Origin of the sequence: Streptococcus mitis (assembly GCF_047465045.1) — a bacterium.
In the GTDB taxonomy this organism is placed as follows: Bacteria; Bacillota; Bacilli; order Lactobacillales; family Streptococcaceae; genus Streptococcus; species Streptococcus mitis_DT.
Genome location: NZ_JASHAR010000008.1, coordinates 67890 through 79618, shown reverse-complemented (window position 1 = coordinate 79618; position 11729 = coordinate 67890). Strand labels below are relative to the sequence as shown.

Below are 11729 nucleotides of genomic sequence, written 5' to 3'. Positions count from 1 at the left end.
TCCTATGAGGATTTCCAAAATTATTTAGCCCTTAATAAACTGGATGCTTGGCTGGAAATGGACACAGTTATTTGCAGGATGGGAGGTAAAGTCCTACTGACCTTCAATCTCTCTTTCTGTAACTTTATCTTCGATAGGCTTCTCGATAATAAAACTGCCCTTGAGGTTACCAAATACCTCTATGATATCAAGAACACTCTTCACCAAGCTGACAAAGATTTCTTCCAACTCTTCCCTATCATTCTTACCGATAATGGAGGAGAGTTTGCCAGGGGTGATGATATCGAAATGGATGTGAGAGGAGAGAGTAAACTCTTCTTTTGTGCCCCAAATCGCTCTGACCAGAAAGGGAGAATTGAGAAAAATCACACGCTGATTCGCGACATTCTACCTAAAGGAACTTCTTTTGACAATTTAACTCAAGAGGATACTAATCTCGTTTGTTCGCATGTCAACAGCGTCAAACTTGCTGTTTTGAATGGAAAGTCAGCCTATGAGCTCTTTGTATTTACCTATGGAGAAGAAATTCCTAAACTTCTCGGCATTTCTAAAGTACCTGCAGAAGACGTCTGTCAGTCGTCTAAATTACTCCAACATAAGTTCTAAAAACTAACCTTTAACCGCATTCAAACGTCTCACACTAACTTTCACCATAGCGGAACTCAATCTGAAACGCTTTCAGATGAGGAGATTTTGTGTGCTCTTTTTTTCGATTCATTTTGGCTACAAAAGCAATAAAATCAAGCATTTAGCGTTCAAACCACTATTTTACTGGTGATTCGAACCTTGATTTTTCCTATATTAGTCTCCTATCTAATTCCAATTGTAGAATATTCATCTCTACACAATCGTATCATAATCTTTTTCTTTCGTCTTCAAAGTCTCAACAACCTTTGTCGAATAAGCTCCTTTCATCGTTGTATCGAGTTGGCTAGAAATCATCCCTAGTGCTGTCTTTGTTGCTAGAGCTTCTGTTTTGATCTTGAAGTCACCATCTGACATCAAATTATTACGCTCATTCAATTTGAATGGTGCATAAATATGGCTAATTAGTAAACGTTCTAGTCCCTTCTGAATCTCAGTCATATTATTGTTCACTCCTGAGAAGAAATCATTGATCATTTCATCAAACATAGATTATCCCTTCCTTTTTTCTTGATCGAGTTTCATCTTTCGACGATGTAATGTATCTATGTCATCTTCCAATTTTCGTCGTTCTAGTCTATACTCAATCTCTTCTTTCTCAATCCTTTGTTCCAAAGCGCGCTGATTTCTTATAAATCCCATGGATACTGCTTGGCTAAAGTCCGAAGCTACTCTGTTTAATCGTGCTCTTTCCTCAGTAGTATCCACGTCCACTTGCCCCAGGGTATGCTGGATCATCTGGTACTTTCCTTCCATCATATGCAACAATTGGTTCCGTTTTTGCTGAAGGTCTTCAAATTGTTCTTCTCTTTGTTGGCGAATAGAACGATTGCGTTCATCTAATAAATCTAAATGGTTTTGCTTTGTTCTTAATTCCTGCCAGATTACTTGATTTTCATCCATTCTTTAAAATTCCCTGCTAACTCTTTATCATCTTCCAATTTTTTTTGGACACCATCTGCTATTTGCTTTTCTAAACTTTGAAAATCTTCGGCTAGTTTTTCTGATTTTTTGATTTTTGGATAGAAATAATGATCAAGATCATCTACGATTGTCGTACGAGATACTCCTCCATCAGAATAGGCTATCGCCACCTCTGTAGGTGATAAAATAAAACCAAAGGGAACGTGATAAGTACTCGCTACTATTTTCTCTGCTTTTTGATGCGCTTGACGAACGATGGAACGAATCTCTTCATAACCAGCATTTGCGACTTCATGCAATCCCGATGAAATCGTTAAGGCCTGTTCAGAGTCTAAAAAGAGTTCCTCACCACTCGTATAACCGCCTGAAGCCAATGCCTCTTTAGCCTTTGCATAGTCATACAAGCCGCTGGAAACCTTATCCAAAAAAGATGAATACCGTTTTTCAAAAGACAAGGAATCTTTTTTGATTCTGAGGCTACCATCATCATTAAATACATAACCGCCCCACATGTGTTGTGCTACGACGGGATCCCAGTTAAAGTTCGAATCCACATGATGAACTATTCCAACAGCATTTTTACTGTTCAATTCTGCTTTGTATCCTGGAGCATCCTTGGGATATCCGATTGGAACTGTATCGCGTTGATCGATATAATTATGAATCCGGTATTTCATCGCATCCACACGCTGCCGCTGTTCTTCCGTCAAGACCGGATAGATGTTCGGTCCTTGGTAGATATAAGCTCCCGAAATACTTGAAATGTCCTTAACATTAGCTAGGGCGTACTGCGCATTCATGGAGCCAAGAGAGTGAGCATAAACTGAGATTTTAGCGTTCGGATAATTTTCTAATACGTTATTCAAGGTTGTAGCCGCTGATTCTAACTGAGGTGTCACTTCTTTCTTTTTGGTTATGATATTTTTTGCCATAGGAATATCATTGACTTTCCAATCCACTTCCCAACCATCTTTACCTGGCTCTTTAGAACCTTCGTAGAGAATAGACACTTCAGAATGGTCTGAACTCTCAACTACGTAAACCTTCAATCCTGTCTCGTTTTCTATCACCTGACGGACTGTACCGATATCTTCTATCTCTCCTTTATCATTTATGATTTCCATAGACTCTGTTTCAGAATACTTTGTATATTCTTCATTGGCAATTTTTTGACGTTCATGATCACTATACTGTCTACTCACTTTTTCTCTCCGTTATTATTTTTTTAAATTTAGCAGAGCTTCCTCCACCATCATTAACTAACTTTCCGCTACTTCTATCTTTATTAATAGTGAAAAATACATATAATTCTTCGTCATTATTTATATAAATTTTAAATTTGATCCCTCCCATTGGACTATGAAAAATGGAATTAATATCTATATCATAATTCTGGATAATATTTCCTTCTTCAAGTGCCCCTTTATGCCTCAGCTTTAGGTTATCTTCTATGATCTTTTTGACTTCCTCACCCTTGACAACCCTAACCATCTCGTCTTGTTCTACTTTTTTCATCACCTTGTATCCTCCTACGCTTAATCCAACGATAACCAACAAACTAGCTAAAACGATTCCTATAATTTTTAATGACTTCATGGCCTCTCCTTTATGTTATTTTACAAATATATCAAGTACTGATTTACTTATAGTATACCATAAAGATTTGTCTGGACTCTCAACTACTAAAACCTTCAATCCTGTCTCGTTTTCTATCACCTGACGGACTGTACCGATGTCTTCTAGCTCTCCTTTATCGTTTTTAATAGTTAGAGGATCACTGGGTTCATAGACTGAATACTCCTCATTTGCTATACTTTGTCGCTCATGATCACTGTAGTCTCTACTCATTGTTTCTCCTTTATCAGATTGTGCAATTTCCCCGAGTATCCCCCACTGGAAAAATCCACCTTATTTGTTTGCGAGTTTTTCTCTAGGGTATACCTTACATATAGTTCATTATCTTCATTTACATAAACAGAAAAATTGATTCCCCCCATAGGGTTATGTTGAATAGATTCTGTATCTATTTCATAAGACTGGATTACTCCTTTATTTGTAAGAGCTTTCCCATCTATGTAATTTAAATAATCCTCTATTATTTCTTTGATTTCCTCACCCTTGACAATCCTAACCATCTCATCGTGTTTTACTTTTTTCATCACTTTATATCCTCCTATGCTTAGTCCAATGATAACCAACAAACTAACTAAAACAATTCCTACAATTTTAAATGATCTCATGACGTCTCCTTTATGGTATTCTACAAATATATCATGTACTGATTTACTTCTAGTATACCATAAAGATTAGATTCCTCATCCTCACCTAGCTTCTTAGAACCTTCGTAAAGAACGGAAACTTCAGATTGGTCTGGACTCTCAACTACATAAACCATCAATCCAGTCTCGTTTTCTATCACCTGACGGACTGTGCCGATGGAACTTTTTCGAGTTTCTATATAAATATCATTATCAACTTGTAATGTATTATCATATTCTTTTTCAGCAATTAACTTTCGTTCATAGTCGCTATACATAGAATTCATCAGTTTGAGTCTCCCTTTAATTTTTCCAGAGATGGATTACTCCCACCGCCATTTCTTAATTTACCATCACTATCTTTATGTAAGAAAACACTAACTTTATAACTTGAAGAATCATTTATATACAAATAAACAATTATTCCTCCCATTGGATTATGTTCAAAAGAATCAACTTTATATGATTTAATAATTCCTTTTTCTGTTAGAGCATTCGGATCTATTTGTTTTAAGCGCACTTTAAAAATCTCTTTCGCTTCCTCACCCTTGACAACCCTAACCATCTCATCGTGTTCTACTTGTTTCATTACTTTATATCCTCCTATGCTTAATCCAACGATAACCAACAAACTAGCTAAAACAATTCCTATAATTTTTAATAACCTCATGACATCTCCTTATGTTATTTTACAAATATATCATGCACTGATTTACTTATAGTAAATCATAAATATCGGTCTGGACTCTCAACTACGTAAACCTTCAATCCAGTCTCGTTTTCTATTACCTGACGGACTGTACCTATGGTTTCTTTCCTTTATCGTTTATGATTTTCATGGGATCTGTTTCAGAATATTTTGTATATTCTTCATTGGCAATTTTTTGACCAGAGAAAACTCTTGTAAATAGGAAAATAAAAGAGTAGATACAAGCATTTTAGGGTGATAAGAAGGGCGACCAAAGGCATGATAGAAGGCGTGGAAGTGACTATCTTCCAAGGTATTCACTACTTTTTCAATAGTAAAGATGAGATGGTCTTGTGGCAAGAAAGAACTGACTTCTAATGGTAAAGTTGTTTGATTTGTGTTATAGTGAATAGGCATGGGATAGCCTTTCTAAATGGTTTATTAAGCAATTCTATTTTACAAAGACTATCGCAACCATGTAAAAAAGCAACGGCAAATCCGTTGCTTTTTTGGAGATAAGGGACTATTGCCCAAGGATCGTTATTTTATATTTAAAGTATAGTTTTTTATTTGGAATTTTGTCTTATCTTATCTCATTCCCATCTGAGAAAGTTTAGTTTGATATTTATTTTGGTCTACTAAGAGTGCCTGTCCTCCATAAACATCGTAATCATCCACCCAATCACCTAGTTCTGGAACTGTTAATCTCTCAATGCCATTTTGCGCTCCTCCTAGGAAGGATAAACCATTGGTCAATAAGAAACTATAAGGAACATTCGTAGAAGTCATCCCAAAGACCTTACCAAGTGCTTCTGACCCCGTAAAGAGTTTGGTTGGATCCTTGAGTTGCTGCAGAACAGCTGTCAACACTTGCTGTTGTCTCTTGGTACGACCGTAATCGCCTTCGTCATCATCACGGAAGCGAGCATAGTTGAGCAAGGTTGAACCGTTCATCTGCTGTTTCCCAACTTTAATAGTCTGGGTTGGAGACTCTGTCTCTGTAGCATGCAAGTCATCTCCCACCGTAGCTTCGGTTAAAGGTTGACCATCTAAAGTTGAGAATTTGGCATCAATTGTCACACCATCAGGAAACAGAGTGTCAATAGCGGTTGCGAAGGCCTGGAAGTCTACCAAGGCATAGTACTTAATGTCCAAGTCAAAATTATCTTTCAATACTTGGCGAACCATTTCTGCCCCTTTTTGGCCTTCTTGTTCCCCTAGTTCATAGGCTACATTTAACTTGTTATCTGTTTGTTTCTTCCCATTGATAATCTTACTATATCCATCAATATAAACTAAGTTATCACGCATGAAGCTGACCAGCTTAATTTTCTTATCTGAGCCACCAACATTTAGAACCATAATAGAGTCCGTTCTCGTTTCAGCACTGTTTTGGCCAATCCGTCCATCCGTTCCCATAATCAAAATATTGACCCCATCCTTGGTATCTTGACCATGAAAAACTTCTACTTTAGCTGCCTTAGCATTGGCAGGTTTGTTTGGATCCGCATTTGAATAACCTTTTAGGAACATAAAAATCATGCCAAAACCGACACAGGCTAGAAGAGCAAGCAATCCTGCAAAAATGCGCCCCCAACGAATCTTACGTTTTTTGTACTTAACCTTTGGATGAGAATGAGTTTTCTGGTATTTTTTTGCACGACTTCGGTTACCATAGGATGGAAGAGGAGACTGATTGATTGGTTCCATGAAAGACTCTTCCATATCGTGATTTTCATTATAAATTTCTGGAGAAACTTCACTGCCACTAGCCATATTTAACTTACCTTGCAAGTAAGCAAACTCCTTTTTCTCTCGCTCATTGAGGTAATGAATGTTCTTAAAAAGATAGTCATAGCGCAACTGCTCATGATGACTTAAGGGATTTTCTTTACTCATCTTCTCTCCTTTCCATGGTCTGATATTGGATAAATAGGATAGGCACCCAGAACTTTATACTGGATTCCAATCGCTTCTAATTCTTTTTGGGCAAAGTGGACCAGGTCCTTATCAGCGTAGTCCACATCGATAATGAAAAAGTATTCTCCCAGTGCTGTCTTGAGTGGACGACTTTCAATTTTTGTCAGGTCAATTCCTCGCCAAGCAAAAGTTGAAAGGGCCTTGTAAAGTGCGCCGGGAAGATTGTCCGGTAAGGTCAAGGCCAAACTCATTTTTTCAGTTTGTGCTTTCAAAGGAATAGCCGCACCTTCAGCTCCCAGAACCCAGAAACGTGTGAAATTGGCTTCCATTTCCTGAATATCTTCGGCAATCAGTTCCAAGCCATATTCTTCAGCAGAACTTCTAGGCGCAATTGCTGCAAAAGGCTGGTCTGGATGTTCGGAAATAAAACGGGCCGCATAAGCTGTACTAGCTGTTACCTCGATTTGGACCTCTGGATATTGTTCATCGATGAATTTCTTTCCTTGAGCCAAAGCCTGAGGATGAGAAAAAATCTTTTCAATCTTAGTATGACCTGGAACCACCATCAACTGCTGATGAATAGGCTGAACGATTTCTGCCACTGCTTGAATACGAGCCTGATGAAAAAGGTAGTCCAAGGTTTCATGAACACTACCCTCGATAGAATTTTCAACTGGCACCACAGAATAGTCCACCAAGCCTTGCTCATAGGCCTTGATGACATCTGTAATATTGGCAAAGGCCTGCAATTCCTCCTGAGGAAAAGCTGTCTGCACAACGTGGTGTGAAAATGATCCCTTGGGACCTAGATAAGCAATTTTCATCTCAGTTCCTCTATAATTTCCTCTGGGCTTAACTCGGTCACATCCAAAACCCGACTAGCTACTTCCTCATACCAAGCCTGTCTTTCTTGAAAAATAGCTGCAAGTTCTTCCTTGCTATTATTTAGAAAAAGCGGACGCTGATTATCCTTATCAGCTGCGATACGGTGGTAGAGGGTTTCAAAATCAGCTTTCAGGTAGATATTATCAGAATTTGTCTTTAGTAAGTCACGATTTCGCTGAGAAACGACCACTCCTCCACCAGTTGACACAACTTGGTCTCTTTGTAGTAAATCAGCTAGGACTTCTGATTCTATATGACGAAAGGCTTCTTCTCCCTTTTCAGCGAAAAAATTCGCAATAGACATGCCTAAGCGCTTCTCTATCAGAGCATCCATATCAAGGTAATTAGGGTCCAAGCCTCTTGCAATAGTCGATTTGCCAGCTCCCATAAATCCTAGTAATACCTTAGCCATGAATCAAGTTCTCCAAATCATCAAAGAAGCTAGGATAGCTGGTATTGATGGCTTCTGCACGGTCAAGCTCCACTTCTCCATCTGCAACCAAGAGGGCCGCGATAGCCGTCATCATGCCTATACGATGGTCTCCAAAAGTATTGACTCTAGCACCGTGAAGGGCTGATTTTCCTTTGATAATCATTCCATCTGCTGTAGGTGTGATATCCGCACCCATGCTATTTAAAGCATCTGCTACCACCTGAATGCGATCTGTTTCCTTAACCTTAAGTTCCTCAGCATCCTTGATAACTGTTACACCTTGGGCTTGAGTCGCAAGCAGAGCGATAACTGGCAATTCATCAATCAAGCTTGGAATCAAAGCGCCACCAATCTCTGTTCCTTTCAAGTCAGAAGACTCAACAGTCAAAGTAGCAGATTTAGCGACTGGGTCAATTTCAGTAACTTCTAATTTTCCACCCATGGCGCGAATGACATCAATGATACCAGTACGCGTTTCGTTTATGCCCACATTTTTAAGCACCACACGAGATTTTGGAACAATCAAACCTGCGACTAGCCAAAAGGCTGCACTGGAAATATCTCCTGGAACAACCACCTTTTGTCCTGTCAATTTTTGTGGCCCTTGGACTGTGATTTTTTTGCCCTCCACACTTAAATGGCCACCAAATTGTTGCAACATATCTTCAGTATGATTACGGGTGCACTCTTTTTCGATAATAACAGACTCCCCCTGAGCCTGCAAGGCCGCAAACATCAAGGCTGACTTGACTTGGGCAGAAGCAATTGGCAACTCATATTGAATAGGTTTAAGGTTTTTCGTCCCTTTTAAGTGAAGGGGAGGCAGGTCTCGCTCAGTTTGCCCTGAAATACTAACGCCCATTTTTTTCAGTGGAAGGGTCACGCGGTCCATAGGACGTTTGGAAAGACTATCATCTCCAAACATTTCTACTTCAAAGTCTGCCCCAGCAAGAACGCCTGAAATCAGGCGAATCGAGGTTCCAGAATTTCCCATATCAAGGGCATTTTGCGGAGCTTTTAAACCATCCATACCTACACCTTGAATGGTAATAACCCCATCTTTATCCTCAATTTCAACACCAAGGTCACGAAAGACTTGCATGGTCGAAAGAACGTCTTCACCTCGCAGAATATCATAAACCTTAGTCTCACCCTCAGCCAAACTTCCAAAGATAATGGAACGGTGACTGATAGACTTATCACCTGGAACTCGGATACTGCCGTGTAAGTGGCTAATGTTTGTTTTTAGTTTCATACTGGACCTCATACTTGCAATACTTTTACCTATTTTATCATAAAAAGCCAGAAATTCCTTAAAAATTCCTGACTTTATGATAGTTATTTTCTTATTTTAGCAATTCTGAAACTGGTTCGAAAACAATTTTTTCAATGTCAGAAAGGTAAATTGCCAATTGTTGTTGCTTAGTAAAAAATTCTGATAAGAGGCTATTCCCTTGAATCTGCTTACCAAAGCCTTCCATTTTCGCTTGAAAGGAAGCGTCTGGCATTTGACCTGTCTGTGCCAGTCTTTGAATTTCGTCTTGGAAGGCAACATATTCTGTAAAAATTTTGCTTGCCTCAGCATCTGCTGAAATAGCATCTTTAGCTGCTTTGACAGCCTTGTATTCTGGTAATTCGCGTAGACCGCGACTGAGTTCGTTTGCACTATCGTAAATATTTGACATAATTTTCTCCTTACTTGATGACGACTGTGTAGTCGGTATTTTCTGTTATGAGATGCTCAGCTCTTTCCAAGTCTTGAGCATTTTTAAATGAAATTTGTAGAATCCCGTGAATATCCTCACGGTTTTCCTCATTGATGTGAATATTAACCAAGGAAGTTCCACGTAGTAGTTCCAAAATCCGTAAGATGACATCTTCTTCATCGGGAACATCAACATAGAGGTCGTAAGAACTGTCCACACCACCACGTTTATGGATTTCCATAGCCTGACGCTGCTCACGCGCCTGATTGAAAAAGTTCCAAATCTGCTCCTCATCTCCCTTGCTGATGGCCTGACCGACCACATCCAAACGTTCCTTGAAATCTTCAATTCGATCCAGAATAGTTTCACGATTAGACAAGAGAATGGAGGTCCACATACCCGGCTCGCTTTCCGCAATGCGGGTCATATCTCGAAAACCACCGGCCGCAAAGCGCCTTGCCATCTCATGTTCTTGAGCATAGACCGCGGTCTGCTCCATGAGACTGGAAGCCAGAATATGTGGAAAATGGCTAATCTGAGAAGTCACACGATCATGCTCCTTGGCATCAATCTCGATAAATCGGGCATGAAGACCTGAAAGCAAATCCTTCATTTCCTCAAGCGTATCCTGACTTGTCAGGCTCGAAGGTGTGAAGATATAGTAGGCATTTTCAAAGAGATTGACATCCGCAGAAGCTGCCCCTGTCTTATGACTACCAGCCATAGGATGGGCCCCGACAAAGCGAACAGGCTTGCCAGCCAAATACTGCTCCGCCGCATCCACAATAGCTGACTTGGTCGAACCGGCATCTGAAATAATCACACTTTCTTTCAAGTTCAAGTCAGCCAATTCCTTAATAAAGGAAATGGTTTGTTTGATTGGCAAGCTGAGGATGATGACATCTGCTAAAGGAGCAAAACTGGCAAAATCATCCGTTGCACGGTCAATCATGCCTTCTTTCAAGGCGATATCTCTCGAAGCTTGGCTACGATTATAACCTAAAATTTCATAATCTGGATGATCGCGTTTGATACCTAAGGCCATAGAGGCACCAATCAGACCAAGACCTGCGATATAGATTGTTTTTGCCATAGAAACTCCTTAATAGTTCTTTGTATAGTCTCGGTGTTTGGCCACTGCTTCTTTTAATTCCTCAAGATTGTCTGATGAGAATTTTTCAAGGATTTCTTGTGCTAGAACCGTTGCCACAACAGCTTCCATAACTACACCTGCAGCTGAAAGAGCAGTCGGATCACTTCTTTCAACAGTTGCCTTGTAAGGTTCGTGGGTTTCGATATCCACACTCATGAGTGGTTTGTAGAGAGTAGGAATGGGCTTCATAACTCCACGAACAACGATAGGTTGCCCATTAGTCATACCACCTTCAAAACCGCCAAGATTGTTAGTACGACGAGTATAGCCGTCTTCTTTAGACCAGAGAATTTCATCCATAACTTGGCTACCTTTGCGGTAACCAGCTTCAAAGCCAAGACCAAATTCAACCCCTTTAAAGGCATTGATAGAGACAACAGCTTGGGCAAGTCTGGCATCCAATTTTCTGTCCCATTGGACATAGGAACCAAGACCAACTGGAACACCTCCGACAACTGTCTCGACAACCCCACCGATGGTATCTCCATCACGCTTGATTTGGTCAATATAATCCTTGATTTCCTGTTCCCGTTCTTGGTTGACAATAGAAACTTCAGACTGGGCAGCTCGTTCCTTAATCTCAGTGACTGTCATATTCTCAGGAACATCGATTTCCTTGCCACCAAAGACCACGACATGGTTGGCAATCTCCATATCCAGCTCAGCCAAGAGGCGTTTGGCTACTGCACCAACTGCCACCCGCATGGTGGTTTCACGAGCTGATGAACGTTCTAAAGAATTTCGCAAATCGTCAAAACGGTACTTGATGCCCCCTACCAAGTCGGCATGACCTGGACGAGGATGGGTGATTTTTCGTTTGCTTTTAAGGCGGTCTTCAATGTCCTCCGCAGACATGATATCCAGCCATTTCTGGTGATCCTTATTGATGACATCCATGGTAATAGGCGCCCCTGTCGTATTCCCATGGCGAACACCCGAAGTAAAGACAACCTGGTCGCTCTCAATCTTCATACGACCGCCACGACCGTAGCCACCCTGACGGCGTTTAAGGTCCTCATTGATATCCTCTGCTGTCAAAGGAAGTCCAGCTGGAATTCCCTCAATAATAGCTGTCAGACGGGGGCCGTGTGATTCTCCTGCAGTTAAATATCTCATA

16 protein-coding genes and 2 pseudogenes are annotated in these 11729 nt (G+C 40.2%); 2 read left to right on the top strand and 16 right to left on the bottom strand.

Annotated elements, in window-relative coordinates:
* Positions 1-606: transposase (locus QM409_RS06065; protein ID WP_414305735.1), on the top strand; the 606-nt coding region annotated here is incomplete at its 5' end.
* 234 nt (positions 607-840) lie between these two features.
* On the opposite strand, the gene QM409_RS06060 is transcribed toward QM409_RS06065, so the two are convergent.
* The 9 genes and pseudogenes from QM409_RS06060 to QM409_RS06020 form a co-directional block, all read right to left on the bottom strand.
* Positions 841-1134, bottom strand: a complete 294-nt coding sequence (locus QM409_RS06060) for a hypothetical protein (protein WP_414305267.1) — start codon at positions 1132-1134, stop codon at positions 841-843.
* 3 nt (positions 1135-1137) lie between these two features.
* Entirely contained in the window at positions 1138-1548 is a 411-nt protein-coding gene (locus QM409_RS06055) for a hypothetical protein (RefSeq protein ID WP_414305268.1), read from the bottom strand.
* Positions 1530-2771 carry an Mbeg1-like protein gene (locus QM409_RS06050; RefSeq protein ID WP_414305269.1) on the bottom strand — a complete coding sequence of 414 codons (1242 nt, stop codon included), beginning with the start codon at positions 2769-2771 and terminating at the stop codon, positions 1530-1532. The genes QM409_RS06055 and QM409_RS06050 overlap by 19 nt, the downstream gene beginning before the upstream one ends.
* Complete coding sequence (locus QM409_RS06045) at positions 2764-3165, bottom strand: DUF1310 family protein (RefSeq protein WP_414305270.1); 402 nt, start codon at positions 3163-3165, stop codon at positions 2764-2766. The genes QM409_RS06050 and QM409_RS06045 overlap by 8 nt, the downstream gene beginning before the upstream one ends.
* Positions 3166-3180: 15 nt before the next feature.
* The gene (locus QM409_RS06040) at positions 3181-3417 is read right to left on the bottom strand and encodes a hypothetical protein (protein ID WP_414305271.1); all 237 of its coding nucleotides are present in this window, start codon (positions 3415-3417) and stop codon (positions 3181-3183) included.
* Positions 3414-3809: a DUF1310 family protein gene (locus QM409_RS06035; protein WP_414305272.1), complete on the bottom strand. Its 396-nt coding sequence runs from the start codon at positions 3807-3809 to the stop codon at positions 3414-3416. Before QM409_RS06035 ends, QM409_RS06040 begins: the two co-directional genes overlap by 4 nt.
* 20 nt (positions 3810-3829) lie before the next feature.
* Positions 3830-4114 (bottom strand): hypothetical protein, encoded by a 285-nt coding sequence (locus QM409_RS06030; RefSeq protein ID WP_414305273.1) that lies wholly within the window; start codon positions 4112-4114, stop codon positions 3830-3832.
* Complete coding sequence (locus QM409_RS06025) at positions 4114-4497, bottom strand: DUF1310 family protein (RefSeq protein WP_414305274.1); 384 nt, start codon at positions 4495-4497, stop codon at positions 4114-4116. Before QM409_RS06025 ends, QM409_RS06030 begins: the two co-directional genes overlap by 1 nt.
* Before the next feature lie 174 nt (positions 4498-4671).
* Positions 4672-4875: pseudogene (locus tag QM409_RS06020) on the bottom strand (IS1182 family transposase); the annotation flags it as partial.
* 17 nt (positions 4876-4892) lie between these two features.
* Here QM409_RS06020 and QM409_RS06015 point away from each other — a divergent pair.
* Positions 4893-5077: pseudogene (locus QM409_RS06015) on the top strand (hypothetical protein).
* A 26-nt stretch (positions 5078-5103) separates the two neighbouring features.
* On the opposite strand, the gene QM409_RS06010 reads toward QM409_RS06015, so the two are convergent.
* The 7 genes from QM409_RS06010 to aroC all read right to left on the bottom strand — a co-directional run bounded on the left by QM409_RS06010 (position 5104) and on the right by aroC (position 11728).
* Positions 5104-6414, bottom strand: a complete 1311-nt coding sequence (locus QM409_RS06010; RefSeq protein ID WP_414305275.1) for an LCP family protein — start codon at positions 6412-6414, stop codon at positions 5104-5106.
* On the bottom strand, positions 6411-7259 hold the full coding sequence (gene pheA / locus QM409_RS06005; protein WP_414305276.1) for a prephenate dehydratase: 849 nt from the start codon (positions 7257-7259) through the stop codon (positions 6411-6413). The genes QM409_RS06010 and pheA overlap by 4 nt, the downstream gene beginning before the upstream one ends.
* Positions 7256-7732, bottom strand: coding sequence for a shikimate kinase (locus QM409_RS06000; RefSeq protein WP_414305277.1), 477 nt, complete (start codon positions 7730-7732; stop codon positions 7256-7258). Before QM409_RS06000 ends, pheA begins: the two co-directional genes overlap by 4 nt.
* A complete protein-coding gene (gene aroA, locus QM409_RS05995; protein WP_414305278.1) occupies positions 7725-9008 on the bottom strand; it encodes a 3-phosphoshikimate 1-carboxyvinyltransferase in 1284 nt (427 codons plus the stop codon). Before aroA ends, QM409_RS06000 begins: the two co-directional genes overlap by 8 nt.
* A 91-nt stretch (positions 9009-9099) precedes the next feature.
* A complete protein-coding gene (locus tag QM409_RS05990) occupies positions 9100-9438 on the bottom strand; it encodes a YlbF/YmcA family competence regulator (protein ID WP_049542908.1) in 339 nt (112 codons plus the stop codon).
* Between the two features lie 10 nt (positions 9439-9448).
* Positions 9449-10552: a prephenate dehydrogenase gene (locus tag QM409_RS05985; RefSeq protein WP_414305279.1), complete on the bottom strand. Its 1104-nt coding sequence runs from the start codon at positions 10550-10552 to the stop codon at positions 9449-9451.
* 9 nt (positions 10553-10561) lie between these two features.
* On the bottom strand, positions 10562-11728 hold the full coding sequence (gene aroC / locus QM409_RS05980; protein ID WP_414305280.1) for a chorismate synthase: 1167 nt from the start codon (positions 11726-11728) through the stop codon (positions 10562-10564).
* Position 11729 lies beyond the last annotated feature (1 nt).